The following is a 25,838-nucleotide window of genomic DNA, read 5'->3' as shown; positions in this document are numbered from 1 at the left end:
CGCTAGGGCCTGTCCTCAAACCCGGTCGGTGAGAGTCGGGATCGGGGTTTGAGGACAGGCCCTAGGTGTACTGAGCCGGGAGGTTGGTGACACGCTGGTGGTGGGTGCTTGAAATGGGGGAGACCTCCGGGTGCGGTGGTGATTGCGACGTCATTCACCTGGCCTGGAGGTCTCCGTGTCCCACCGTAACGCCCGCACCACCGTCCATGGCAGGCTGCTCATCGTCGCCCGGCATCGGGCCGGGTGGCCGCAGGCGCACATCGCCGCGGCGATGGGTATCTCCCGCAAATGCGTGCGCACCTGGCTCGACCGGCACGCCGCCGAGGGTGTGGCGGGTCTCGCGGACAGGTCTTCGCGTCCGCACACCTCCCCCCGACGGACCAGTGCCCAGGTCGAGGCCCGGATCGTGGAACTGCGGGGACGTGAACGCCGCGGACCGGCCTGGCTGGGCGCCGAACTGGGAATCCCCGCCCGCACCGTGTCCCGGGTCCTGGCCCGCCACCACGTCCCCAGGCTGGCCGCCCTGGACCCGATCACCGGGCAGGTGATCCGGGCGTCGAAGACCACCACGGTCCGCTATGAACGCGACCGGCCCGGCGAGCTGGTCCACATGGACGTCAAGAAACTCGGCCGCATCCCCGATGGCGGAGGCTGGCGAACCCAAGGCCGGGCCGGACGGGAAGCCACCCGCGACCGCAGCGTCAAGATCGGGTTCGACTACGTGCACTCCCTGGTCGACGACCACTCCCGGCTGGCCTACTCCGAGATCCTTCCCGACGAGAAAGGCCCCACCTGCGCCGGGTTCCTCGACCGGGCGATCACCTACTTCGCCGGACACGGCATCACCGGCATCGAACGGCTGATGACCGACAACGCCTGGGCCTACCGGTGGTCACTGCGCGAGCTCTGCGCCCGGCACGGCATCCGGCAGAAGTTCATCAAACCCCACTGCCCCTGGCAGAACGGCAAGGTCGAACGCCTCAACCGCACCCTGCAGACCGAATGGGCCTACCGGCAGGCGTTCACCAGCAACGCCGAACGAGCTGCTGCACTTGCACCCCTTCATCGAGCACTACAACACTCAACGCCGCCACCACGCACTCGGAGGCCACCCACCCACCAGCCGACTGACACCAACCTAATGGCCAAATACACCTAGTGCGGCGTCGTCGCGCGGGTGATCGCGGCTTCGATGGCGCCGACGCGGTCGGCGACCAGGCCGACGGCGCCGACGGCGCGGCTCATCGGGTCGTCGCCGGAGCCGCCGAGGGCCTTCTCCCGCAGGTACGCCGCCTTCACCGCGGCCCAGCGCTCGGCCCGCTCGGGGGTCAGGCGGCCCCGGAGTTCGGCCAGTTTCAGCAGGTTCGACTCCGCTCCCGCGGCCAGCGTCTGGGCCTCGCCGAGGTAGTGGTCGTCGATGGCGGCCTCCAGCTCGGCGTCGTTCATCACCGGGACGACCCTCTCGGCCAGTTTGTTCATGTTGCGGTAGGAGCCCTGAAGCCCGAAGGGGGGCTCGGTGCGGGCGGCGTCGGTCTGGGCGGCGGAGGCGATGTAGGCCTTGTTGTTGGCCATCACGACTTCCTGCACGCGCAACAGCTTGCGGAGGACCGAGACGATCTGGTCGACCTCCACCGCGGAGTACGGGTGCGCCAGCTGGTCGGCGCGGACGGAGGAGTCGCCCCGGGCGAGGCGGACGAACAGCCCGATGTCGGCGCGGTCGCGAGTGGACAGCGGGGCGAGGACCGGGTTGGCGGTCAGGGAGTTCTCGACGTAGCTCAGCGCGAACAGCTCCTCGCGGCCGGAGAGCACGTCGCCGAGGTTCCAGACGTCGGCGCGGTTGGCGAGCATGTCGGGGACGCGGAAGCGCTGGCCCGCCTCGGTGTAGGGGTTGCCTGCCATGCAGACGGCGAACCGCTTGCCGCGCAGGTCGTAGGCGCGCGTCCGGCCGTCCCACACGCCCTCCATGCGCCGCTGGGCGTCGCACAGGGGGATGAACTTCTGCAGCAGCTCGGGGTTGGTGTGCTGGATGTCGTCGAGGTAGAGCAGGACGTTGCTGCCCAGCTCCAGCGCGAAGTTGATCTTCTCGACCTCGGCCCGCGCGGTGGCGTTGGGCGCCTCGGCCGGGTCGACCGAGGTCACCGCGTGCCCCAGCGCCGGGCCGTTGACCTTGACGAACACCAGGCCCAGCCGGTTGGCGACGTACTCCATCAGCGTCGTCTTGCCGTAGCCGGGCGGGGAGATGAGCAGCAGCAGGCCCATCTGGTCGGTGCGCTTGTCCGCGCCCGCCGCGCCCAGCTGCTTGGCCAGGTTGTCGCCGATCAGCGGCAGGTAGACCTCGTCGAGCAGGCGGTTGCGGACGAAGGCGCTCATCACCTTCGGCTGGAACTCGCCCAGCCGCAGCCGCCGCTTCTCGGCCTCCACGAGTTCCCCGCGCGCCCGCTGGTACGCCCGGTACGCGGGCACCCGCGCCGACCGGAACCGCCCGGTCCGCACCAGGGCCTCGTCCAGCCGCACCGGCAGCGCCCGGTCGACGATCCGCGGGTGCGTCCCCAGCAGCCCGGTGACCTCGCCGGTCAGCGCCGCCGACGAGTCGTGCCGGTCCACCAGGTCCCCGCACAGCTCGATCGCCACCGCCTCCGGCACGTCGGCGCCCGAGACCTCCGAGGCCGCGGCGAACGCCGCGTACCACGCCGCCACCAGCTGGTACCGCGACCCGAGGTCCGGCAGCGCCCGCACGTCGGCGGCGAACCGCCGCTCCGATTCGCCACCAAGTGAAATGTGGAATCGTTCAACAATTGAACGAGCGCCCGCCCCGGTGACGAACCCCGGCGGCCCGTCCGCCAGCTCCTCCACCAGGTACTCCGCCGCCAGCCCGAAGTCGACGGTCAGCAGCTCGGCCAGGAACCCCGACATCGCCGAGGCCAGCGACCCCGCCAGCTCGGCGAGCGCGGGCGAGGTCCCGAACACCGACCGCGCCCTGACCAGCGACCCGGCCCGCACCGCCCACCGCTCCCGCGCGGCCTCGTCGACGCCGAAAGTCCAGAACACCTGCGCCGCGGCCCGCTCGGCGGGCGGGTACCGCAGCAGCCCGGCCCCGGCGTGCAGCCGCAGCAGCACCTCCAGGACCAGCGTCGCGTCCTGGTCGTGCACCCCGCGCTCGTACCCCTCGTCGTAGCGCGACTCCGCCGCCGCCCGCACCAGCGAGCCCAGCGACCCCTCCGCCATCGCCGTGCGCAGCGCCCCGGCGTCCTCCGAGGCCAGCAGCGACGCCGCCAGGTGCTCGGCCCGGTAGACCTCCGGGGACTCCGAGACCAGCAGCTGGTCCCAGAACTCCCGCGTCGAGGCGAACCCCGGGTCCCGCACCGGCGAGCGGTAGTCGGTGCCGGTGACCGCGAACGCCATCCCGTCCTCGTAGGGCACCAGCGTGAGGTCCGGCGGCTGGGTGTTCACCGCGAATGTGTGCCTGCCCAGCCGCAGCGTCTCCCCGTCGGCGCCGTAGAGGTCCAGCCGGTCCCGCAGCGACCGCCCGGCCTCCTGCCGGGCCGCCTTGAGCTTGCCTTCCAGCTCCTCGGCGCGCACCTGGTCGTCCAGCGCGCGCAGCTCCTCGCCGACCGAGCGCAGCTTGGCGATCATCGGGTCGCCCGCGAAGTAGGTGTTCACCTCGTCCAGAGAGGACAGGGAGGCGACCCGGCGCCGCACGCTGGCCAGCACCCGCTCGGCGGAGGCGGCCAGCCGGTCCGCGCGCCGGGCCCGCTCGTCGAGCAGGGCCTGCTTGCGCGCGGAGAACGCCTCGTAGACGTCGGTGCGCTTGTCGACGAGCTGGGCGAGGAAGTCGTCGAACTCGGCGAAGCGGGACTCCAGGTTCTCCACCTGCAGCATCAGCCGCCCGAGCTGCTCGTCGCAGCGCGCCGGGGTGTCGGCGACCGCCAGCGCGCCGGTGATGGCCTGCCCGAGCAGCGCGAACTCCGCGGCGAACTCGGCGCGGCCCTCCAGCGCCAGCAGCTCGCCCCGCCGGGCGCGCAGGGCCGCCCTGGCCCGGTTGACCCCGGCCAGCACCTCCCCGACCCGCTCCAGGATGCCGGTGCGCACGGTCGCGTCGGCGATGTCGAGCGCCCCGACCACCTCGGTGACGATCTCCAGCCCCTCGGCCTGCTCGGCCAGCCGCTCGCCCACCGGCTTCGCCTCGGCCACGGTCGCCAGCGCGGCCGCCGCCGCGCTCAACGCGTCAACCTGCTGGTGGTAAACGGAAAACGCGTCCGGCCCGCGCAGGAACTCCACCGCGCGCCGCCCGGCGGAGACCAGTTCCTCCTCCAGCGACCGCTCGATGCCGTCGACCGCGTCGAGGTCGACGTAGCGCAGCTCGCGCAGCGACACCGCCCGACCGCGCGCCCGGCGCAGCGACGCCAGCTGCGCGACCCAGTCGTCGGCGGACTTGGGCGCCTCGCCGCGCACGGTCCGCACCAGCGAGGCGACCGTCTCGGCCACCTCGGCCAGCGCCGAGGCCGCCTGGTCGGTCAGCGCCTGCACGGTCTCGAACTCGTCGAGCACCTGCTCGGCGGTCGCGCGCATCTCCGACAGCGGCGCGCGCAGGTCGCCCAGCGCGGCGTCGCCGAGCCAGTGGTAGTGGTCGAAGACCCGCGCGCACGCGGCGATCAGCGCCTCGTACACCGGCAGCGACGGGGCCATCTCCTCGACCATCCGCGCCACCGACAGGCAGTCCGACACCCCGCGCACCAGGTCCGGGTTGCCCACCCGCTCCAGCGGGCCGGTCCCCACGGGCTGGCCCGCGGCGAAGGTGTCGGACTGGTACGGGGTCTGCCACACCTGCATCGGGTGCACCCGGGTGGGCTCCTCCGACATGGCGCGGAAGGCGACCAGCGTGCCGTCCTCGAACAGCGAGTACCCGTGGCACACCAGCGGCGCGGCCACTTCCTTGCGGATCACGTTGTAGGGCAGCAGGAGCGTGCGCCCGTCGGCGCGGGCGTGGAAGGCGTAGAGGACGTCCTCGCCGTTGGGGGAGCGGATGACCCGCTCGTACTCCAGGTCGGCGACGTCGGTGTCGAAGGTCTTGTGCAGGCCGGTGGCCAGGTAGTAGCCGCCGGGGAAGATGATGCCCTGGTCCTCGGGCAGCCGCTGGCACGCCTGCCCGATGCCGTCGAGGCGCACCACGGACCGGGTGTGGGTGTTGAAGACCAGGTACCGCCACGCGGTCTCGTTGTAGGGGCGCACGCGCAGCAGGATCAGCGCGCCGACCTCGGCGTAGTGCACGTCGGCGTCGGCGAGGCTCTGCAGCTTCTCGGCGACCGGCTCGGAGTAGACGCCCTCGCCGGACTCGGTGTTGTCCTCGACCTTGACCGTCAGGTTCCCGCCGACGGTCTCGACGAACACCGTGCCCAGGACCGAGATGTGCGGGAACCGGCCGAGCACGTGGTCGTCGCGGGTGGTCTCGGTCCACTCGAAGTCGTGCGCGGGCGGGAAGACGTGGTCGCGCTCGCCTCGGTTGTCCGTATAGGACAGTGGCGATTTGGCCCACCGCAGGACCTTGATGTCCTCGGTGCGCGGGCCGGTCTGGAACACCGCCAGCAGCTTGGCGTCCAGGCTGCGCAGCTGCAGCAGCCGCGTCTCCCGGTAGTACCGGTACAGCTCGCCGAAGTCGCGGATGAAGCCGGGGTCGGCCAGCAGGCCGGGCAGCTCGGCCTGGTCGGCCTCCTCGAACCGGAACGCGTCGCCGTCGCGGGCGAAGCGGTACAGGCCGAACACGTCGGCGATCGCGGTCTCCGGCTTCAGCCCGATGAACACGTTGTAGCCGAACAGGATCAGCCCGCCGACCTGCACGATGTCGCGCGGCACGCAGTTGTGCTCGGTGCGGATGCGGTCGGTGCCGACCAGCCGCATCTCGGTGCCGCCGAAGACCTCCAGCCGCGCGGCGTTGAGCGCGTGCGCCCGGCGGGCCAGCTCGGCGGCCTGCTCGCCGAGGCGGGCCCGCAGGACCTCGTAGGTCCCGGCGTCCAGCGTGGTGGTCACCGCGCGGCGGCCAGCGTCGCCACCGGCGCGTCGGCCACGCCCAGGCGCTCGGCGTGGCCGAGCAGCTCGCGCAGCTTGCCCGCGTCGCCGCCGCCGGAGTTGATCAGCCTGAGCAGCAGCGCCGAGACCGACAGGTTCTTCAGGTCCTCACTGGAGACCGACCCCAGGATGCCCTTGATGTCGTCGGTGAAGCTGGACTCCCCGTTGAGCCACGGCTTGGTGAGGGCCCGCGCGGTGGCGGAGTGGTCCATGAACCCGTCGACGCTCTTGCCGATCCCGACCGCGCCGACGAGCCGGTCGAAGAACATCGTGTCGCCGCCGACGATGTCGATGTCGGCCTTCTCCAGGCCCGCGGCCAGCACCATGGCCTGCGCCTCGGCGACCTCGCGCTGCATGTCGATGCCGCGCAGGCGGACCTCCTTGTCCGCCTCCAGCCGCAGCCGGTACTCCTCGTGCTCGCGGGTGACCTGGTCCATGGCGGCCATCGCGCCCGCCTTCTCGGTCAGACCGGCGGCCTCGCCGAGCAGCTTCTCCTTGATCGCCTCGGCCTCGACCAGCGCCTTCTCCCGCGCCACCACGGCCTCGGCGCGCCCGACCTTCTCGATGGCGGCGGCGTCGCGCTCGCGCACCTGCACCTCGGCCAGGCCCTCGGCCGCGGCGGTGGCCTGCGCGCCTTCGGCGAGCCGGATCTTGGCCCGGGTGTCCAGCTCGGCGGCCTGCTGGCGCGCCTCGGCCAGCACCAGCTCCTCGCGGGCGCGGTGCTTGGCGGACGCCTCCGCGGCCTCGGCGGCCTTGATGTCCTTGACCAGCGCCTGCTGGGCCTCGCCCTCGGCGCCGATCACCAGTGCTTGGCGCTTGCGCTCGGCCTCCTCGACCGCGCGCAGCCGCTTGATCGTCTCCTCCTGCTCGGCGACGGTCTTGTCCACGGCGATGCGCTCGCGGACCACCTCGGCCACCGCGCGCTTGCCGACCTCGACCTCTTTGTCCTTGGCGATGCGCGACAGCTCGGTCTCGCGCTCGCGGGCGATGACCTCCAGCAGCCGGTCCTTCTCGATGCGCTCGGACTCGATGGCGATGACCCGCTCGCGGTTCTTCGCCGCCACCGCGATCTCGCGGGCCTGGTTCTCGCCCTGGATGCCCAGGGACTCCTCGGTGCGCAGCTGCGCGGTGTGGGCCTTGAGCCGCTCCTCGGCCTGCACCTTCTGCGTCTCGGCCTCCTCGCGGGCGCGCATGGTCTCGATCTCGCGGCGCTGCTTGGTCTCGGCGTCGGCCTGGCGGCGCTCGAGTTCGAGGATGGCCTCCCTGGCGTCGACGTTCTGCCTGGTGATCTCTTTTTCCTCGTGGCGCTGGTACTCGTTGGTGCGCACGTGCTCGATGGCGGTCAGCTCGGTGATCTTGCGGATGCCCTGGGCGTCGAGGATGTTGGCCGGGTCCAGCGCCGACATCGGCGTCTGCTCCAGGTAGTCGATCGCGGCGTCCTCGAGGCTGTAGCCGTTGAGGTCGGTGCCGATCACCCGGATGATCTGGTCGCGGAACTCGTCGCGCTTGGTGTAGAGGTCGACGAAGTCCAGGTGCTTGCCGACGGTCTTGAGCGCCTCGGAGAACTTGGCGTTGAACAGCACCTGCAGGGTCTGCTCGTCGCTGGCCCGCGCGGTGCCGATGGCCTGGGCCACCTTGACCACGTCCTCGACGGTCTTGTTGACCCGCACGAAGAACGTGATCCGGATGTCGGCGCGGATGTTGTCCCGGCAGATCAGGCCCTCGTTGCCCGCCCGGTTGATCTCGATGGTCTTGACCGAGATGTCCATCGTCTCGGCCTTGTGCAGCACCGGCAGGACGACCGCGCCGGTGAAGGTGACGTCGACGCGGCGGACCTTGGAGACGATCAGCGCCTTGCCCTGCTCCACCTTGCGGAACAGCCTGCTGACGACGATCACGATGAGGATCAGGGCGCCGAGCGCGATGGCCGCGGCGATGAGGATGCTGGAGTCCATCTGTCAGTCCCTTGTGGAGTCGAGATCGACCGGGGAGATCCAGAAGAACTCGCCGGTGGCGTCGTAGTCGTAGATGACGGCATTGCTGCCGGAGGTGAGGGGGTCCTCGCCCGCCTGGCGGACCTGCACGATCGCCGACGAGCCGTCCGCCGAGGTCACCTCGGCCTGGCCGAAACCCTCGTCGACGCGGCCGGTGCGCACCACGCACACCAGGCCGACGAGGTCGGCGCGGGACTGGCCGTTGCCGTCGAACGCGTGGCGCAGCCGCACCGCGACCAGCCGGGTCAGCAGCAGCGCCACCAGGAGCGCGCCGAGCGCGATGGCGATTCCCAGCGGCCAGCCAGGGTCGAGCAGCACGGTGGCGACCAGCGAGGTGAACCAGCCGATGACGACCACCAGCGACAGCGCGACCGCCCCGGGGAGCCCGGCGAATCCCAGCCCGACACCGTCGAGGGCGTCTATATCGGACCCTCCCAAGAGGACGATGAGCCAGAATCCGACAACGATGATGAGCACGAAGGTGAACCCGGCGACGGGAAAGCTCAGCGCGGTGTCGACGAACTCACCCATGCAGCCGCCTTCCCGCCCGTGTTGCGGCGGAGATTACCGCGCGGCCGCTTCGCACGGAGGCGAATCGGGAAAATCACCCCTCGTCGGGAGACGCGCGCTCCAGGTCGTCGAGCAGCGGGGCGACGCGGTAGGCGATCTGCTCGGTCATGGCGACCGCGGTCGTGCTCCGGATGACGCCGCGGCAGGCCAGCACGCCGTTGATCACCTCGTGCAGGTGGCGGGTGTTGCGGGCGGCGACCCGCACCAGCAGGTCGCCGTCCCCGGCGATGCCGTGCGCCTCCAGCACGTAGGGCAGGGCGGTGAGGTCGGCGACGGCGCCCGCGAGCCTGCCCTGGGCGACCTGGATGGTGACGAACGCGGTCACCTCGACGCCGAGCGCGGTGTAGTCCACCGAGCGCCCGCGCTGCCCGACCACGCCCCGGCGCTCCAGCCGCGCCACCCGGGCGTGCGCGGTGTTGCGGGCCACCCCCAGGCGTTGGGCCAACTCGGTGACGCCGACCCGGGGGCTGGCCACCAGCTCGCGGATGACCCGCAGGTCAAGGCGGTTCCAGTCGGCCATCCTGCGCAACCTCCCGGCACTCGTGACACCGATTTTGAGCATTCTGCTCAGCTGGTGTTCCAGAGTCTTGCATATCGCTCAGCCCACGGCGTTTTCTGTCCGGACTCGTGCGAGTTGCGTGGAGAGGTGTGAGGTCGATGACGGGGCTGCTCGAGGGGTACCACCCGGCGGAGGTGCTGCGCCGGGGCGAGGGTGTCGGCGCCATGACCGGCGTGCAGGCCCTGGGCAGGCTGCTGGTCGAGCAGCGCCGCGCCGACGCCGCGCGCGGCTGGCACACCGCCGGGCTGGTCTCGGGCTACCGCGGCTCGCCGCTGGCCGGTCTCGACCAGGTGCTGGAGCGCAACGCCGCGCTGCTGGCCGAGCACGACATCACCTTCATCCCCGGGGTGAACGAGGAGCTGGGCGCGACCGTCGTCTACGGCTCGCAGCTCGCCCCGCAGCTGCCCGATCCGCGGTTCGAGGGCGTCTTCGGCCTCTGGTACGGCAAGGCGCCCGGCGTGGACCGCTCGGTGGACGCGTTCAAGCACGGCACGTGGATGGGCACGACGCCCCGCGGCGGCGTGCTGGTGGTGGCGGGCGACGACCCGGCGTGCAAGTCCTCGTCGCTGCCGTCGAACTCGGCGATGGCGCTGGCCGAGTCCTACCTCCCGGTGTTGTCCCCGGTGGACGTCGCCGACGTGATCCGCTTGGGGCGCTTCGGGTTCGAGCTGTCGCGGTTCTGCGGGTCGTGGGTCGGGTTCACGGTGGTGACCAACATCGGCGACGCCTACGAGGTGGTCGACCTCGCCGCGCGGCCGAGCGTCGTCACCCCGGAGTTCAGCTGGAACGGGCGGCCGTGGCGGCCCACGCACAAGCCCGGCGTCGGCATCCCCGAGGCGATCGCCCTGGAGCGCGAGGTGCTCGACGGCAGGCTCGCCGCGGCGGAGGCGTTCGCGCGGGCCAACGGGCTCAACCGGATCTCCGGCGCGCCCGACGCCCGGCTCGGCCTCATCGCCGCGGGCCACAACGTCGCCTCGCTGCGCGACGCCCTCGACCGGATGGGCGTCGGCGAGGACCGGGTCCGGCTGCTGAGCCTGGGGATGGTGCACCCGATCGACCGGGCCACCCTGTTCGAGTTCGCCGACGGGCTCGACGAGGTCGTCGTCATCGAGGACAAGCGCGCCTTCGTCGAGACGCTGGTCAAGGACGCGCTGTACGACCGGCCCGCGCGGCCCCGGGTGTACGGGAAGAAGGGCCCGGACGGCGCCACGCTCATCCCGGTCGACGGCGCGCTGGAGGCCGACCGGCTGGTCACCGCGCTGGGCGGGTTCCTGGCGTCGCGGCTCGGCGAGGTCCGCAGGCCCGCGCGGCGGCCCCGGCTCGCGCTGTCGCTGACCCCGGTCAGCCGCACGCCGTTCTTCTGCTCGGGCTGCCCGCACAACCGCTCCACCGAGATCCCCGAGGGCTCGCTGGCGGGCGCGGGCATCGGCTGCCACGCGATGACCACGTTCATGGACCGCAGCGTCGGGTTCACGCAGATGGGCGGCGAGGGCGTCAGCTTCGTGGGGGCGGCGCCGTTCACCGGGACCTCGCACTTCTTCCAGAACCTCGGCGACGGCACGTTCTTCCACTCCGGCAGCCTCGCCGTGCGCCAGGCGGTGGCGGCGGGCACGAACATCACGTTCAAGCTGCTCTACAACGCCGCGGTGGCCATGACCGGCGGCCAGCACGCCGACGGCTCCATCGACCCGGCAGCGGTGACCCGCCTGCTGCACGCCGAGGGCGTCGCCCGCACCGTCGTGGTGACCGACGAGCCGGGCAAGTACCCGCGCGGGGTGGCGTGGGCGCCGGGGGTGCGCGTCGTGCACCGGGACCGGCTCGACGAGGTGCAGCGGGAGCTGCGGGCGGTGCCCGGGGTGACGGTGGTCCTGTACGACCAGGAGTGCGCCGCGGAGAAGCGGCGCAAGCGCAAGCGGGGCAAGGCGCCCGACCCGGTCCAGCGGGTGCACATCAACGAGGCCGTGTGCGAGGGCTGCGGCGACTGCGGGCGCAAGTCCAACTGCCTCAGCGTCGAGCCGGTGGACACCGAGTTCGGCCGCAAGACCCAGATCGACCAGACCTCCTGCAACAAGGACTACTCCTGCCTGCTGGGCGACTGCCCGTCGTTCATGACGGTGGTGCCGGGCAAGCCCGTGCGCCGGTCGGTGGCGCCGGTTCCGGTCGGGCTGCCCACGCCCGCGCTGCCGTCGTCGGCGGAGCTGGTGATGGTCGGCATCGGCGGGACGGGCGTGGTGACCGTCAACCAGGTCCTGGCCACCGCCGCCCTGCTCAGCGGCCTCGACGCCCGCGCGCTGAACCAGACCGGCCTGAGCCAGAAGGCGGGCGCGGTCGTCTCGCACCTGCGGATCACCCCCGAGCCGACCGGCCACCCCGGCCTGGTCCCCGCGGGCGGCGCGTCGGCATACCTGGTGTTCGACGCCTTGGCGGCCACGTCCCCGGTCAACCTGGGCCGCTGCTCCGCCGAGCGCACCGCCGCGATCGTGTCGACCTCGGAGGTCCCCACCGGCCGGATGATCGTCGACACCGCAGCCGCCTACCCCGGCCGCGACGACCTGCTCTCCGCGATCTCCGCGGGCACCGCGTCCCTGCGGGCCTTCGACGCCCTGGACCTGGCCGACCGCCTGTTCGGCACGACCGTGGCCGCCAACTTCCTGATCGTCGGCGCCGCCTACCAGGCGGGCCTGCTGCCCCTGACCGCCGAGGCGGTCGAGGAGGCCATCCGCCTCAACGGCACGGGCGTCGACATGTCCATCGCCGCCTTCCACGCCGGCCGCGCCGCCATCGCCGACCCGACCTGGCTGGCGGGCCCGCCGCTGGTCGTCACCCCGGTCCCCCAGCCGCTGCCCCTGGACGACTTCACCGGGGAACTGCGCCGCCTGCTGGAAATCCGCGTGCCGGACCTGGTGGCCTACCAGGACCTCGCCTACGCCAGCCGCTACCTGGACTTTGTCCGCGAGGTCGCCCTCTGTGGCGACTCCGCGGTGACCGAGGCCGTCGCTCGGGGCCTGCACAAGCTGATGGCGTACAAGGACGAGTACGAGGTCGCCCGGCTCCACCTGGCGGAGTCGGTGGAGTCCGTCTTCGGCGAAGGCACCCAGGTCGCCTACGCCCTGCACCCACCCCTGCTCCGCGCCATGGGCCTGCGCCGCAAGATCACCCTCCGCCGCACCGCCCGCCCCGCCTTCCGCCTCCTGCGCGCCATGCGCCCCCTCCGCGGCAAGTGGTACGACCCCTTCGCCCACGCCCCCCTCCGCAAAACCGAACGCACCCTGATCACCGACTACACCACGATGATCCGCGCGGCCCTCCCCCACCTGACCCCGTCAACCCAGGCCACAGTCCTGGCCCTGGCCTGCGCCCCAGAGCAGATCCGCGGCTACGAACACATCAAGACCGAGGCCATCACCGGCTACCGAGCCCACACGGCCACCCTCCTGACGACCCTCGACGCCGCCACCGAACCCGTCCCCCGTTAGCATGGCGGAGCGGGCCGTTAGCTCAATTGGTAGAGCTGCGGACTTTTAATCCGTAGGTTCTGGGTTCGAGCCCCAGGCGGCCCACAAAGCCCCAGGTCAACGGCCTGGGGCTTCGTCGTCTCAAGATCGGCCCACGGTTTACCCACGGTTTTGGTCGAGGGCTTCCAGGACACCGGCCGCCCCGGTCTTGCGGGTCTTGCGCCCCAGATAGACGTCCTGCGTCATCGAGATGTGCGCGTGCCCGAGCTGATCGGCGATCACCCGAACCGGTAGGCCCGACTCATCCATCAGCGTCGCCACCGTCTTGCGGTAGACGTGGCTGGTCACCCACCGGTAGCCCGCGTCATCGAAGACCACCCGTAGATCGTGGTTGGAGTTCGACGGGTCACGCAGGCCGCCGAGCGGGGCCGGGAACACCGGGTCATCGTCACGGGCGTCTTCCGGCTTGCGCGCTTTCAGCATGGTGATCGCCCACGAGGGCAGCTCCAGCGTCCGCCACCCGCTCTTGCTCTTGGGCCGGGGTTTGATGCTCAACCCCTTGCCCCGCTCCCGGATGACCGTCCCGCGGACCTCCACCGTGCCCTTGTCCAGGTCGACCGCCCCCCAGGTCACCGCCGAGGCTTCCCCGATCCGCAGCCCGGTCGCCAGCATCATGTCCGTGAAGTCCGCCAGGTCCCACACCTTGGCCTTCCGGTGCGCGGCGACCTTGGCCCGCAGCTCCACCGCCTGGTCCAGCGTCAACGCCCGAGCAACGCCCTGCTCCTGGCCCTCGATCCGCCCCACCCCGGCCACGATGTTCACCGGCAACGCGTCATGGCGCACCGCCAGCTTGAGCACCCCGCTCAACACCGTCCGCGTGGTCTTCGCCGTCGCCTTCCCATGCCGCTTGGCGACCTCCGACACCAGCCGATCCAGCCGCGAGACGGTGATCTCCCTGATCCGGAGCTGACCCAGCGCCGGAAGGACTTGCTTGTCCAGGCGCGTCCGATACAGCTCACCCGTGCTCGGAGACCGCCGCCCGTCCGCCACGGCCTCCTGAATCCCGGTGAACCACACCTCCGCGACCGCCGCGAACTTCGTCTCCGAGGTGATCTCCGAGCCCGCGTCCACCCTGCCCCGATCCCGTAGGGCCTCCTTGAGCCGCAGCTCCGCATCAGCCTTCGAGGTCCCCACCCGCTCGATTCGACGGGTCCGGCCGTCGAAGTCCCGGTAGTCCGTCATCGCCCGCACCCGCTTAGGCCCCACCCGGTAGGTGCGGATCGCACCGAACGTCCCCACCGGCAACGGTGGCCGCGCCATCAGGCCGCCCCTTCCAGGCCATCGATCCAGCGCTTGACGTCGTCTTCCCGGTAGCGCAGGTGCTTGCCCATCCGCCTGCCCACCGGCCCGTACCCCTGCGTCCGCCACCGGTAGAGCGTCGGCACCGGCACCCGCAGGTACTCGGACAGCTCCTCGATCGTCAGTAACTTGCTCAACGACTCCCTCATCACAAACCCCCAGGTCACGCCGCCATCGCTTGAGTTGCTGAAACATCAGGGCCACCTATCCCGGCAGCCAGAAGCGCCATGTCGTACTCCGCCCGCCACCGGATGCGTTCCGATATCGCGTGCATGAGCAGGTGCGCCCGAGGTGGAGCGTTGGTGTCACCGGGCGCGAGCTTGCGCCAAATCAACCGCGAGGTATCCCGCTCAGGTGGGCGGATACCGACCCCTTCCAGCATCGACAGCACGAACCGCCGTCGATCGGCCTTGTGTTCGGCGATGGTCTTGCCCGACCACTTCCGCGATACCAAGACTCGCCGACCGGGTAGGCCGAGGGTGGAGCGGCGGTGTGCGCGGCCCTTGCAGTGCCCTGGTGTGGTCTTCGAGGTCACCCCGAGGGGTTGGACGCCGTAGAGCAGCCAGACCGCGCAGCGAGGTGAACACGGTGTCACCGCCAGTTCCGCGTGTAGCCGGTCGTGGTGATCCCGCTGCCGGTCGGTGTCGGCGGAGATGACCTCACCGGTCGACTTGGTGAGGTACTTCGTCAGGTACCCGATGTGGCGTCCGGCTTCCTCGGTGCCGCCGAGGATGCCCTTGGAGTGCACCTGTGCGCCGAAGGTGGCCACGTGCGCCGGTTCCTCCACCTCGTCGAGCGCGTCCGCCCAGGCCGTCAAGGGGCGCCGGGTGTCGGGGTCGATGAATCCGCCATCGGTCCACACCGGCAGCCGGTCACCGCCGTAGACGAGCTGGTCATGGTTGGGCCACCACACCTGGAGATAGGTAGCGGCGGTGACCTGGCGGATCACCTCATGCGGGATGGAACCGCGGATCGCGGTGTGCAGGTGCGGCGCGGCCCGCTTCTGGGGCTCGACGGTGGCGAAGTACTGCACATCCCAGCCCACGACACGGCGCAGGTTCTGCCACCACCGGTCGATCAGGGAGGCGAAGTGCACCGCATCCCGAGCCGCCCGCCGATAGTCATAGGTGTTCGGGTTGCGCGGCGTGCCATCAGCCAGGACAGGACCGTAGGTGTCGCAGGTGAGCGTGACGAACATCGACGGCCGATAGCCCCCGGCGTACTCCCTGCCGACCGTGCGCTTCTCCACCCGCCGCCGAGGCAGGTTCGGCGCATCCTGCCTACGCCGCGTCGACCGCTTCGGCGTCTTCGGGCCAGGCCCGTCCGGGTTGGGCAACCTGCCCGTGACCCCACACGCGTGCAGTTCTTCATCAATGGCCCGGATGTCCTCGCGCAACTCGTCGGCATCGACGTCCCCGGCAGCGTCGGCCCGCCGGTACTGGGCCACCAAGTCCGCCCGCAGCTCCAACAACGCTGTCTCATCCGCCGAAGGCTTCCGCCGGGTGTCCTGCGGTTCCTCGGCCATGTGCCAGCCCTCGCGGCACTGGGTCATGCGCAGCGCCCGCGCCTTCTTCGCACACGGCCCGCACACCGACTCAACGGTCGAACCACACGGGACGCCGATGTAGCGCAGCTCGCCGGTATTCGGGTCCCCGACTTCCATCGTGAACGGGCGCACGCACACGCCCCACTGCTCAGCCGTCGCCACCACCACATCAGCGGCCAACGGCGCACGCACCTTCACCGGAACCTCAGGAGTGCTCACGCCGCCGCACCCCCATCCGGCCGCAACGAGAACGGCAACACCACCGCGGACCCACCCGTCACGTAATGCCGCAGCTCAGTGATGTTCGTGTCGGTCACGTGGAACGCCCGAGCCCGCACCGGATCGCGCTTCCCGTCCTCCTTCACCCACGCCACACCCGGCGTCGACTCCGCGATCTCATGCGCATTCCCACCCCGAGCCCGCACCCCATCCCCCAACACCATGTCCACCTGAACCGCCTCATCCAGCCGCATCGCGATCCGCGTCGTGAACAGATTCCGAAACGGCACGATCTCCTTGCGCGGGTCCTGCACCAACGCCAACACCGCCACCCCCGGAGCCCGCCCCTGCGAAGTGATCGTCTGAAGCGCGAGCTGCGCACGTTCCTTGAGCTTCCGATCAGTCTGATAAGCGATGACATCGGCCAGCTCATCGAGCACCAGGAGCAAGAACGGCTCCTCACTGTCAGCCGACCACCCACGCCGAACACCCCGGAACCGCGCCGCCCGCGCACGAACCTCCTCGGCAACCGACTCCAACAACTCCACCGCCTGCGCACCATTGCTGAAGACCGGACCACCGTGGAACAACTCCGGAGCCTGCCCCAACTCCATCCCACCCTTGGGATCAATCCCCAGCACCCGCACCGTGCCCGACCTAATCGCCGGAGCCAACGCCCACAGCAACGACCACAACACCGACGCCTTACCCGCACCCTGCACACCCACAGTGAGGTACTGCCCACCCAACAACCGCAGCACCCACGGCCTACCGGTCTCAGTCCGCCCAATCACCACCCGCCGCAGATCAACCGTGGAATCAGAAGCCGCCAACCCCGGAACAGGCAACGACGCAGCCAACGGATCAGCGTGCACGAAATCCAGCTCGATCACCCCAGGCTTCACCACCCGCACCCGACACGACCGAGCCCGAAACGAATGCGCCAACCCCGACGCCCGCAACTCCCACTGCTCCGGAGCCTGCCCCGGAACCATCCGAACCCGCACCCGATCCCGCCACCACTCCGACCGCGTCCGCTTGAGCCGAGGCCGGTACTCCCGCCCCTTGGTGTCTCCCGTCAACCCCGCCAGCCGCGTCACCGTCCGCCAGTTCGCCGCGTACAAGCAGGCCCGCCGAACCTCCGTGCGGAACCACCCCACCCGCCGTTGAAACCCGAGGGTGTCCCGGTGCCACCACACCAGCCCACCCAGCACGACCACGAGGACCAGGCCGCCGAGCAGCCACCACCCGCCAAGCCGATACAACCATGTCCCGATGAGGGCCAGGACCACGCCCAGCACCACCGACACCGGGTAGTACCAGGCCACCCGCACCACCCTGGCCGTAGCCCAGAGGAGCACCCAGGCCAACGCCAGCGGCGAGAGCAGCAGCTTTGCCTTCCAGGGCAACAACGTCCACCAGGGAAGCCGCGGACGTGCCACCTCCAGGGGTGCCGGGTCGACCCACCGGCTGTTGCCGCCCATCACCAACCACCCCGAGTCTTGGCGTCGGTGGGAGCGGTGATCGTGCCGAACTCCAGAGCCAGGGCACCCGAGCACGAGGCGCACCGGTCATCTCCCGGCAACAGCCGAGCGAACTTGCAACACCGCACGCACCGCGTTCGAGTGGTGGGGGTTGCGCGATCTGTACGAGGGTGTTCTACGCTTGCCATGTCAACTCCGTCAGGGGTTGGACAGACAGAAGCGGCCCCACGGCGCCAACCAACGGATGGCCGCTTCTGTCGTCACATCACTTGCACCACAAAGAAAACGCGCGGCATCGCCGCACCAGCATCAAGCATTTTCTGTGCGGTGTGGACAGTCAGATCACCTCAGGTGCCGGAGCATCACCTCGGATTCCTCCGGACTCAACGCCAACTTCCGCAGCCCGCCGAACATCTCGGCGTACTCGGCCACGACCTCGGGCCGGTCGGCGTAGTGCGCGGCTTGCCTGGTGAGTTCACACACCACGGTGCCGCCGCTTCCGTGGACGATCTCGAACCCGCCCGCCAGGCCGGGGTGTGCGCCGCTGTCGGCGGGCATGACCTGGATCGTGACGTGGGGGAGTTCCGCCAGGGCGCACAGGTGGACGTATTGGCTGCGCATGACCGCCGCATCACCCACTACGCGGCGTAGGGCGTGTTCCTCCACGATCCAAACCAGCGTGGCAGGGTTGTCACCCCAGAACATGCCACCCCTCGGGGGACCGGCGTCAGACAGCACGCGGGCGTAAGCCGATGCTCGCAGCGGTGGCGAGATCACCAACGGGTCATAGACCTCGATGGTGTGCGCGTATGCCTCCAATCCGACCAACAGGTCACGGTCACCACCGGTCGAGTCGGTATCCGAACGGGACCGAGCAAGCCCAAGGACCTCAAGCAGCATCGGCAGGCGATTGGACGCACCCAGGTGATTCGCCAGCACCTCAAGCGCGGCCCGACTCGGCAGCGACTTGCCCATCAACATCTGCGTGAACGACGCCCGTGACACGCCCAGCCGAGCACCCATCTGCGCGTGCGTGACCCCACTGTCGGCACACATGCGCTGGAGTTCATAGCGCAGCAGCCGCCGAGCCACACCAGGTTCGACCCTCGCCGCACCGGTGGTCACCATCCCGGAACCTCCAGAGGCGACTCCGGAACCACCCCGGTCTCGGTGATGTAGTCCGCATACCGGCGTTCCCGCACCGACCAGTAACCCCGCGCCTCGTGATGATGCCCGCGATCAATCTCGCCGACCTCGGCATACACCCGCGCCGCCAGCCGGTGAAACGCCACCCACGCAGCCGCAGAAGACGACCGCGGAGGCCGCAACCGGGCAAGCACCTCGTGTGCCTGGCGGAGAGTGGCGATCTCACCCGCACCGGTACCGACCCGCACGTCAACAGTGCTCACGCCGGTCACCGCCCGCCCTGGTCATCAGGGATCAGAGCGTGCCGCCCGGCTTGCGCACCGGGTGTCTCCAGTGCGTCAGCGAGCTTGCGTGCCTCACGCGACAACTGCCGACAGAACATCGCCAGGAATCGCGCGCCGCCGGGGAACGGCGGAACCTGGATCACGACGTTGCCAGGGTCGAGGAACAAGACCAGCGCGGGAGCACCGCCAACACCCATGAACCCGGCAGCCGCTCGCGGTCCCGGATCAACCGTCACGTTGACCGACACGCCTCAGCCCTCCCGATTCTCAGCGGCGACCAACTCGGCCCGCCCGTCCTCGATCGCCCTCACCAGCGCGTCCAGGGCTTGCCGCTCCACGATCAACGCCACCGGGAACGCCTTGCCGAACCGCACCTCAACCCGATCCGCGAACGGCAACGCCTGCCCCCGAATCGGCAGGTCAGCGGTCACATAGACGTGCACCATGTCGCGCATCCCGACTACCCCGCCGCTCACGCGGCCTGAGGATCAACAGCAGGCTTGCGCCCGGTACGCGGCGCACGCATCCCCGAGGCCCGGAAGCTGTGCGCGATCCGCCCCTTGGCGTTGGCGTACGGCGTGATCGTCAACCCCTCGAACTCCACCGCCGCGAACGGAAACCCGTTCGCCTTCGCCGGAGGAACCGGCTGGTGATCAGCAGCGATCTTCACCTTGAACTCGGCCCCGAACCGCGCGGCCTCCTCGTTCGCATCCAGCGCCCGCACGATCCACACGAGCTGACCGGTCTCCTTGTCCCGCTCCTGCCGCTTCGGAGCCCCCGGGTTGTCCGAGAACGCCATCGACGGCTCCACACCAAGCACAAACGCACCGACGGGGAACACGTCCCCAAAGTCGACCGCGAACCGCGTAGGGATGACAGGCATCGCGTCTTCTCCCTGGTCAAGGCCCGGGACCTGTTTCCCGGACACTGACCACTGTCGTCAAAACGCGAGGACGCGAGCACCGCATAGCAGGACGACTACGGACGTCTAGGCGTACCCTGAAGACGTCCCTACACGTCCACGGAGGCCCCCGGATGCCCAACGAACGCCTACGAGACGCCCTGCTCCGCAAGGGCCTGGACATGGACAAGGTCGCCAAGGCGACCGGCGTCGACCCCAAGACCGTGGAACGCTGGATCACCAAGGGCCGGGTGCCATACCCCAAGCACCGCCACACCATCGCCGCGATGGTCCGCGAGTCCGAGAACTACCTCTGGCCCGACGCAGTAGCCCCCGAACGCAAGGCCGAGATAGCCGGGAGCGAGGTGGTCAAGGTCTACCCCCACCGCAACAGCATCCCCACCGACCTCTGGGACCGCCTCATCAACGACGCCACCGAACATGTCGAACTGCTCATGCACGCCGCGCTTTTCCTCGTCGAACGCCCGCGGTTCATCAAGGACCTAGCCATCAAGGCCACCAACGGCACGCGCGTCCGCCTCCTTTTCGGTGATCCCGATAGCCCTGAAGTAGCCACTCGTAGCGAGGAAGAGCAACTCGGCGAAGGAACGCTTTCCGCACGCATCCGTAACGCACTCGCCTTCTATCGGCCGTTAAATGGAATCGAAGGAGTGGACATTCGATTCCATCGAACAACGCTTTACAATAGCATCTTCCGCTTCGATGACGAAATGATAATAAACACTCACGTGTACGGATTCCAAGGAGCTCATGCTCCCAGCATCCACCTGCGCCGCCTTTCGGGAGGAGACTTATTTGAAACCTACTCGGAGAGTTTCGAGAGCGTGTGGAACCTGTCTCAGGCGGCCCATTTCTAGGAGAGTTCAATGGCGCGTAGAGATTACCTAAATGACCCTTCGGCGCCAAGTCCGAACAACATTGCGGTAGCGTGTAGCGCTTACGTCGAGAACCCCAATGGAGACGTCCTACTAATTCGACGCTCAGATAATGGCTACTTTAGCATACCTGGTGGTCAACTTGACCCAGGCGAGACCCTATCAAATTGCGCGATCCGTGAAACCAGAGAAGAAACAGGGATTGAGATTGCAGTTCGCGGACTAATTGGAATCTACAGCAATCCTAACCATGTGATTGCTTATGATGACGGCGAAGTTAGACAGGAGTTCTCGATCTGCTTCGCGGGCACACCAGAAGGAGGTACTTTGAAAACCAGTCGAGAAAGCTTAGAAGTACGATGGGCGCCCAAGTCAAGCCTTTCACAGTTGGCCATACATCCTTCCATCATGCTACGAATTCGGGATGCCCAGAACGCGACATCTTGGCCCACCTTCTCGTAGAGCAGGAACTACTTCAGTCCACCGAGCTACTACTCGTAGAATCAATACCTAAGGACGTATATGGGACGCACTTACGGCTTCGGAATTCTCGGTTATCGCAGCTTTTATGGAGACATGCAGCTAGTAAGCCCGTTGAGAACGGTCAACCTACTAGCGGGACCCAATAATGCAGGAAAATCGAACATTCTTCGTTTTGCACAGGATTGGCTCAAAAGTAGCTATTCCAGATTGCCAGAAAAGCTAGATGCTCCTCAAACTACTGAACAGATACCCTTCACTCCCGCTATAGCTATTCCTGAGGATGGCGAGGTCGTCCAACAATTCCGCGAACGCATCCAGAAAGCGCGAAGCGACCTTGACAAGCTGGTAAGCAGGCTCCTAGATAACGAGGCTCTACGCCTTACTAGTGACAATCTAATCTGGTTGACGCTGGAGCCTAACAATGGGGCGCAGAATCGCTTGTCCACTCACCAAGCGGAGAGGATTCGCGAAGCAGATCCACATTGCGACGATATTGCGCGTGCCATTTCGAAAGCAGTACTGCAAAGCTGGACCGATGGACCGACTCTCAATAATCTGCGTAACGCTCTAGGCCTACTGGATCTATCCGCCTGCATTCCAGAGGTCGTCACAATTGAGGCTTTCCGTCGAATACAGACGGGCAACGAAGGAGACGTCAGCACCAGCGGCACAAACCTAATCGCCGAACTAAGCAAGCTACAGAACCCGGATTCGGGAAGTGACTACGATTCTCAACGAGGTAAGTTTAATCAAATCAATGACTTTGTTCAAACCGTCCTAGAGGACGACAATGTCAACATTCGAATACCACACCGGCTGGATACAATCCAGGTGTACCAGAATGGGCGCGTCCTACCTCTGGAGAACTATGGCACCGGTATTCATCAGGTAATAATTATCGCAGCAGCTGCCACCATCGAAGATAAGAAGATGATCTGCATCGAGGAGCCGGAGGTTCACCTACATCCGTTGCTTCAACGCAAGCTTCTCCAGTACCTAAGCCAAACAAAGCGAAATCAGTATCTTATTGCTACACACTCCGCTCATCTGCTTGATAGTAAGTATGCCACAGTATTCCGTGTCGCACTCACCGAACGAGGAACCGTAGTAACTAGGGCACAAACTCCATCTCAACTCTTTGAGATATGCGCTGAGCTTGGTTACCGTCCGAGTGATCTTCTGCAAGCAAATTTCGTCATCTGGGTTGAAGGACCGTCGGATCGGATTTATCTCAATGCATGGATTGCCGAGCTAGATCCAAGCCTCACAGAGGGCATACATTACTCCATAATGTTCTACGGCGGCCGCCTGTTGAACCATCTCTCCGCCCAAGATGAAGAGGTTATCGAGTTTATCGCTCTCCGGAGGCTCAACCGCAACATTGCAATCGTGATAGATAGCGACAAGAGAAGCGCGCGGAGCAAGCTAAATGACACCAAGATACGCGTGATTGGTCAGTTCGAGTTGCATACACCCGGGTCGGCATGGGTCACTCGCGGCTACACCATGGAAAACTACCTACCTAAGGAACTACTAAGCACGGCAGTCAAGGCAACATCGAATCTCGAACTGGCATGGACCGGCGATCGTTGGACGAATCCCCTACCAAAGCGGGAGAAGGGTGCGCAGTACGACAAAGTCAAGATAGCTCGCCACATTACCCTGAACTATGGAATAGACGATTTGCACGCAGAGGTCCGACAGCGGGTTGAAAGCTTCGTTGGACACATTCAACGCGCTAACGGCTGCGCGCCACCGAAAGCTTCATAAAAGACTGTACAACTCTGCTGAACGTAGCTCTATGAGATCAAGGCCGCGCCGCCTGCGCGGCGCAGCGCGGGTGTGCCTGGCCGTTGGCAACGTGGTCCGTGTCCATCGCGCCACGGCGCGGGCTCCCGCTTCGCTCCGCCCGCGCGGGCGCGCGGCACGGCCCCGCGGCTTGGTCCAGGACGCGCTGCGCCGCGCAGGCGACACGGCGGAGGAGGGCATGGCGGCAGTTCGTGAGAGCGGCCAGCTCGGTGTCACCGGGTTGAGCGCGTAGCTGACTTGCTTGGTACCAGGGGCGCCGCGCCCCTGGACCCCTGGTGCCCGCAGCACGATCCGCGCCATGCTTGGCGTAGGGGTGCCGGGGCGTTGGCGCGGAGCGCACTGCGGGTATGGGTTCGTGCCTCAGCTCAGGTGGGGCTGGCGAGGTGTGGGATTCTGGGCAGCCACGGTTTACCCACGGAATTGGGTGGCAGGAAGTGGCAGGCGACGAGAAGTGTTGAGAGCGGCGACGGAGCATCAGCCCAGGTCATGAGTGGTGTCGACTATCCATGAGAGACAGTGCTAAGTGTCCTCGGGGACTCCGTAGGTTCTGGGTTCGAGCCCCAGGCGGCCCACCAAATACCAGGTCAGGCCCCTTGTCAGGGTCTGACGCTCCGACCAAGGACAGCTTTTGGTCAGTTTGTGCTGCGGTCCGTGGCCGTGGAAGCGGTCTTGTGGTCGCTGTTCACGCTTCGAGCGGTGTCGGTGCCCGCAGGGTGTAGTGGGTGAGTCGCACGATCATGCGTTCTCGCGGTTGTGGCGGACGTGGGTTTCAATCGCGGATGCCGAGCAGGGTGTAGCCCTCGGACTCGTCCCACGGGACGTCCAAGTCATCCAGGTGGACGTGCCAGTTGGCGTCCGGGAGGGTTCGGCGGAGTTCGGTCACGGAGTCGAGGACGTGGGCGATCACCGGTATGAGGCGGGATGGGTCAGAGGGCATCTTGGTGGACCCGGCCAGGAGTTCGCCTGGCTCGCCCTTGTTGCTGTCGTAGAGGTAGAGGTCCTCCTCGTCGTCGTAGGGGAAGGTGGTGCGGCGGGTCGTGGTGACGCGCTCCAGCGTGGCCGCCTCGGTTTCGGTCAGCGGGGTGGCTCGGTGGGCGCGGTAGTAGAGGGACACGCTCATGGGTGGAGCGTAGGAGCGAGACGGGACGACGCTCCCGAAAGGGGTGGGGACGAGGAGTGATCGCCCTCGTCCATAGTGGGCGCATGAGAGGTGGCCGAGAGGACGAGCTGCTGAACGGGTTCGAGGACTGGGCGGCCGGCCAGGGGATCGATGTCGACATGTTCGTCGTCGATGTCGCGCTGGACTGGCAGCTGGAGGAAAAGCTCGACCCGGGCCGCTGGAACGCCGACGACATCGGGGAGTTGCTGCTGGACTGGTTTCCCCGCAAGGTCACCATCCCCCAACCGGAGTGGCCGAGGGTGCTGTCGACGCTGCACCACTGGGTCGACTTCCTGGCGACCTCAACCGAACTCCCGCACGATCCCGCCGCGCTGCACTCCGCGATTGACCAGGACGCGAAGGGGTTCCTGGCCGCGATGGCCGATGAGCGCAACTTCGGGCTCGCCAAGTTCTGGGCGACGCGCATGGCCGAGCACGGCGTCGACCCCGAGGACGGCGAGCAGACGCGCCGGTTCCTGGACGCCGTTCACGTCGGTGAGGTCGAGTACGACGAGGACGTGCTGGCGGAGATCATGCGCCGCGCCACCGACGGGGCCGAGGACGCGCGGGCACCGCTGCCGCCTGTCGTGCTGCCGTCGGAAGCGGAACTGGTGGCGTTGGCGGAGAACGCAGCCCTGGTCACGCGGTTGCGGACGTTCGCGGCCTGGTTGGGCGCAGGCCGCCCGCTGACGAGCACCAGTCGGCTGCGCGTCGCCGACGCGCGCGAACTCGCCGGGCAGCTGGGTGTGGACCAGTCCTTCCTGGAGCGGGCCCGCAGCAGCGCCGAGCTGCCGGAGGTGGCGTTGCTGGTGGAGTGGGCCAAAGCGGCCCGCTTGGCCAGACCGGTCAAGGGCAGGCTCGTGCCCGTCAAGAGCGCCGCCGGATTGCTGGACCGGCCGTTGGAGCTGTGGTTGCGGGCGCACTCGGCGTTCGGTCGGCTGGGGCACGCCGTGTGCGCGCCGCCGAGTCGCTTCGAGCCGACCTCCTTGCTGGCGGAGGTGCTGCCCGAGCTGGCGATCGAGCTGGCGCTGACCCTGTACACCGCAGGCACCACGCCGGTGCCGGTTGAGCTGTTGGCGCAGGTCACGCGGGAGGTCTTGGCGGACCGGTTCGACTTCGGCGACGGTGGGCTGCTGGTGTCCATCCGCGAGCTGATGTGGCGGCAGGACCTCGCCCGGGTGTTCGACGCGCTGGCGCTGCTCGGGGCCGTGGAGCTGGCGGTGAGCGACGACCCGGCCGAGCTGGACAAGATCGCGGAGCTGTCGGGCGAGGCCGACCCGGACCCCACCCTCGTCCGGCTGACCCCACTGGGCCTGGCGGCGGCGCGGGACGATCTGGTGGCCGAGGGGTTCGTCGCCCCCCAGATCGGCGACCTGGTCGGCGAACCGCTGGACCAGGTGTGCGCGGCCCTGCGGCACGCGGCACCCGAGCTGGTCGAATCCCTGCTGGCCGGGTGGGTCGCGGCCAGGGCACCCGGTGACGCGGCCGCGGAGTCGGCCGCGTTCATCCCGGACGCACCCACCGCGCAGGACCGCATGCTGGGTTGGGCCGCTCTGGATCGCACCGGGGCGGCGGGCGTGGAGCAGGCCAGGCGGTTGCGGGCCGAGGGGGGTGTGGCGGGCGCGGTGGCCACCGAATGGCTGGTCCGCCACGGTGCCCTGGCTCCGGAATCGGCTCGCGAGCACGAGATGTTGCTCGCGCTCGCCGAGAGCTTCTGCTCCCTCCACGAGCTCGGGCTGCTGATCGAGGAACTGACCGCCCACACCGCTGATGAGCAACTGAGCTTCGTGCGGGGGCTCGCCCACACCGACCACCCCGCCCGGGACGAGATGCTCCGGACGATCGCGGCGCGGCACCCCGACCGGGCCGTCGCCCGCGCCGCGAGCGCAAGCCCGTCCTCCCGAGGATGAA

Annotated in this window: 19 protein-coding genes, 1 tRNA gene and 1 pseudogene; 7 read left to right on the top strand and 14 right to left on the bottom strand. The window is 68.2% G+C overall.

Annotated features, from left to right (window positions below; all coding sequences use genetic code 11):
• The first annotated feature begins 175 nt into the window (after positions 1–175).
• Positions 176–1,142: pseudogene (locus tag ACTG9Q_RS02950) on the top strand (IS481 family transposase).
• A 13-nt stretch (positions 1,143–1,155) separates the two neighbouring features.
• Here the strand turns inward: ACTG9Q_RS02950 and ACTG9Q_RS02945 are convergent.
• The 4 genes from ACTG9Q_RS02945 to ACTG9Q_RS02930 form a co-directional block, all read right to left on the bottom strand.
• Positions 1,156–6,024 carry a DNA repair ATPase gene (locus ACTG9Q_RS02945; RefSeq protein WP_455570995.1) on the bottom strand — a complete coding sequence of 1,623 codons (4,869 nt, stop codon included), beginning with the start codon at positions 6,022–6,024 and terminating at the stop codon, positions 1,156–1,158.
• The gene (locus ACTG9Q_RS02940) at positions 6,021–8,018 is read right to left on the bottom strand and encodes an SPFH domain-containing protein (protein WP_455570994.1); all 1,998 of its coding nucleotides are present in this window, start codon (positions 8,016–8,018) and stop codon (positions 6,021–6,023) included. Before ACTG9Q_RS02940 ends, ACTG9Q_RS02945 begins: the two co-directional genes overlap by 4 nt.
• A 3-nt stretch (positions 8,019–8,021) precedes the next feature.
• A complete protein-coding gene (locus tag ACTG9Q_RS02935; protein ID WP_455570993.1) occupies positions 8,022–8,588 on the bottom strand; it encodes a hypothetical protein in 567 nt (188 codons plus the stop codon).
• 73 nt (positions 8,589–8,661) lie between these two features.
• Positions 8,662–9,147 (bottom strand): Lrp/AsnC family transcriptional regulator, encoded by a 486-nt coding sequence (locus ACTG9Q_RS02930; protein ID WP_455570992.1) that lies wholly within the window; start codon positions 9,145–9,147, stop codon positions 8,662–8,664.
• 137 nt (positions 9,148–9,284) lie between these two features.
• On the opposite strand from ACTG9Q_RS02930, the gene ACTG9Q_RS02925 reads away from it, so the two are divergent.
• Positions 9,285–12,662, top strand: coding sequence for an indolepyruvate ferredoxin oxidoreductase family protein (locus ACTG9Q_RS02925; RefSeq protein ID WP_455570991.1), 3,378 nt, complete (start codon positions 9,285–9,287; stop codon positions 12,660–12,662).
• Between the two features lie 11 nt (positions 12,663–12,673).
• A tRNA-Lys gene (locus tag ACTG9Q_RS02920) sits at positions 12,674–12,746 on the top strand.
• 54 nt (positions 12,747–12,800) lie between these two features.
• Here the strand turns inward: ACTG9Q_RS02920 and ACTG9Q_RS02915 are convergent.
• The 9 genes from ACTG9Q_RS02915 to ACTG9Q_RS02875 all read right to left on the bottom strand — a co-directional run bounded on the left by ACTG9Q_RS02915 (position 12,801) and on the right by ACTG9Q_RS02875 (position 19,562).
• Positions 12,801–13,883 (bottom strand): site-specific integrase, encoded by a 1,083-nt coding sequence (locus tag ACTG9Q_RS02915; protein WP_455570990.1) that lies wholly within the window; start codon positions 13,881–13,883, stop codon positions 12,801–12,803.
• 77 nt (positions 13,884–13,960) lie between these two features.
• Positions 13,961–14,137: a helix-turn-helix transcriptional regulator gene (locus ACTG9Q_RS02910; protein ID WP_455570989.1), complete on the bottom strand. Its 177-nt coding sequence runs from the start codon at positions 14,135–14,137 to the stop codon at positions 13,961–13,963.
• 26 nt (positions 14,138–14,163) lie between these two features.
• Positions 14,164–15,765 (bottom strand): replication initiator, encoded by a 1,602-nt coding sequence (locus ACTG9Q_RS02905; RefSeq protein WP_455570988.1) that lies wholly within the window; start codon positions 15,763–15,765, stop codon positions 14,164–14,166.
• Positions 15,762–17,249, bottom strand: a complete 1,488-nt coding sequence (locus tag ACTG9Q_RS02900; protein ID WP_455570987.1) for an FtsK/SpoIIIE domain-containing protein — start codon at positions 17,247–17,249, stop codon at positions 15,762–15,764. The genes ACTG9Q_RS02905 and ACTG9Q_RS02900 overlap by 4 nt, the downstream gene beginning before the upstream one ends.
• Positions 17,250–17,591: 342 nt before the next feature.
• The gene (locus ACTG9Q_RS02895) at positions 17,592–18,377 is read right to left on the bottom strand and encodes a helix-turn-helix domain-containing protein (protein ID WP_455570986.1); all 786 of its coding nucleotides are present in this window, start codon (positions 18,375–18,377) and stop codon (positions 17,592–17,594) included.
• The gene (locus ACTG9Q_RS02890) at positions 18,371–18,658 is read right to left on the bottom strand and encodes an AMED_5909 family protein (RefSeq protein ID WP_455570985.1); all 288 of its coding nucleotides are present in this window, start codon (positions 18,656–18,658) and stop codon (positions 18,371–18,373) included. Before ACTG9Q_RS02890 ends, ACTG9Q_RS02895 begins: the two co-directional genes overlap by 7 nt.
• 5 nt (positions 18,659–18,663) lie before the next feature.
• On the bottom strand, positions 18,664–18,927 hold the full coding sequence (locus tag ACTG9Q_RS02885) for a hypothetical protein (RefSeq protein ID WP_455570984.1): 264 nt from the start codon (positions 18,925–18,927) through the stop codon (positions 18,664–18,666).
• Between the two features lie 3 nt (positions 18,928–18,930).
• Entirely contained in the window at positions 18,931–19,134 is a 204-nt protein-coding gene (locus ACTG9Q_RS02880) for a hypothetical protein (protein ID WP_455570983.1), read from the bottom strand.
• Between the two features lie 17 nt (positions 19,135–19,151).
• Entirely contained in the window at positions 19,152–19,562 is a 411-nt protein-coding gene (locus ACTG9Q_RS02875) for a plasmid replication, integration and excision activator (protein ID WP_455570982.1), read from the bottom strand.
• Between the two features lie 152 nt (positions 19,563–19,714).
• On the opposite strand from ACTG9Q_RS02875, the gene ACTG9Q_RS02870 reads away from it, so the two are divergent.
• From ACTG9Q_RS02870 to ACTG9Q_RS02860, 3 genes are read left to right on the top strand one after another with little or no spacing between them, the layout of a single operon-like run.
• A complete protein-coding gene (locus ACTG9Q_RS02870; RefSeq protein WP_455570981.1) occupies positions 19,715–20,458 on the top strand; it encodes a DUF5919 domain-containing protein in 744 nt (247 codons plus the stop codon).
• 9 nt (positions 20,459–20,467) lie between these two features.
• Positions 20,468–20,938 (top strand): NUDIX hydrolase, encoded by a 471-nt coding sequence (locus ACTG9Q_RS02865; protein WP_455570980.1) that lies wholly within the window; start codon positions 20,468–20,470, stop codon positions 20,936–20,938.
• A 60-nt stretch (positions 20,939–20,998) separates the two neighbouring features.
• On the top strand, positions 20,999–22,729 hold the full coding sequence (locus tag ACTG9Q_RS02860) for an AAA family ATPase (protein WP_455570979.1): 1,731 nt from the start codon (positions 20,999–21,001) through the stop codon (positions 22,727–22,729).
• Between the two features lie 808 nt (positions 22,730–23,537).
• On the opposite strand, the gene ACTG9Q_RS02855 is transcribed toward ACTG9Q_RS02860, so the two are convergent.
• The gene (locus ACTG9Q_RS02855) at positions 23,538–23,888 is read right to left on the bottom strand and encodes a hypothetical protein (RefSeq protein ID WP_455570978.1); all 351 of its coding nucleotides are present in this window, start codon (positions 23,886–23,888) and stop codon (positions 23,538–23,540) included.
• An 83-nt stretch (positions 23,889–23,971) separates the two neighbouring features.
• Between ACTG9Q_RS02855 and ACTG9Q_RS02850 the strand changes: the two genes are divergently transcribed.
• Positions 23,972–25,837, top strand: coding sequence for a hypothetical protein (locus ACTG9Q_RS02850; RefSeq protein ID WP_455570977.1), 1,866 nt, complete (start codon positions 23,972–23,974; stop codon positions 25,835–25,837).
• Position 25,838 lies beyond the last annotated feature (1 nt).

The organism is Actinokineospora lacus, from assembly GCF_053813445.1.
This window is presented reverse-complemented; position numbering and strand designations above follow the sequence as displayed.

Bases quoted from the DNA above. Each gene is read 5' to 3' on its own strand.
- ACTG9Q_RS02895 (WP_455570986.1), bottom strand. From the start codon at position 18,377: ATGGTGACCACCGGTGCGGCGAGGGTCGAACCTGGTGTGGCTCGGCGG.
- ACTG9Q_RS02855 (WP_455570978.1), bottom strand. From the start codon at position 23,888: ATGAGCGTGTCCCTCTACTACCGCGCCCACCGAGCCACCCCGCTGACC.
- ACTG9Q_RS02935 (WP_455570993.1), bottom strand. From the start codon at position 8,588: ATGGGTGAGTTCGTCGACACCGCGCTGAGCTTTCCCGTCGCCGGGTTC.
- ACTG9Q_RS02940 (WP_455570994.1), bottom strand. From the start codon at position 8,018: ATGGACTCCAGCATCCTCATCGCCGCGGCCATCGCGCTCGGCGCCCTG.
- ACTG9Q_RS02860 (WP_455570979.1), top strand. From the start codon at position 20,999: ATGGGACGCACTTACGGCTTCGGAATTCTCGGTTATCGCAGCTTTTAT.
- ACTG9Q_RS02870 (WP_455570981.1), top strand. From the start codon at position 19,715: ATGCCCAACGAACGCCTACGAGACGCCCTGCTCCGCAAGGGCCTGGAC.
- ACTG9Q_RS02880 (WP_455570983.1), bottom strand. From the start codon at position 19,134: ATGCGCGACATGGTGCACGTCTATGTGACCGCTGACCTGCCGATTCGG.
- ACTG9Q_RS02930 (WP_455570992.1), bottom strand. From the start codon at position 9,147: ATGGCCGACTGGAACCGCCTTGACCTGCGGGTCATCCGCGAGCTGGTG.
- ACTG9Q_RS02875 (WP_455570982.1), bottom strand. From the start codon at position 19,562: ATGCCTGTCATCCCTACGCGGTTCGCGGTCGACTTTGGGGACGTGTTC.
- ACTG9Q_RS02865 (WP_455570980.1), top strand. From the start codon at position 20,468: ATGGCGCGTAGAGATTACCTAAATGACCCTTCGGCGCCAAGTCCGAAC.
- ACTG9Q_RS02850 (WP_455570977.1), top strand. From the start codon at position 23,972: ATGAGAGGTGGCCGAGAGGACGAGCTGCTGAACGGGTTCGAGGACTGG.
- ACTG9Q_RS02900 (WP_455570987.1), bottom strand. From the start codon at position 17,249: ATGGGCGGCAACAGCCGGTGGGTCGACCCGGCACCCCTGGAGGTGGCA.
- ACTG9Q_RS02915 (WP_455570990.1), bottom strand. From the start codon at position 13,883: ATGACGGACTACCGGGACTTCGACGGCCGGACCCGTCGAATCGAGCGG.
- ACTG9Q_RS02925 (WP_455570991.1), top strand. From the start codon at position 9,285: ATGACGGGGCTGCTCGAGGGGTACCACCCGGCGGAGGTGCTGCGCCGG.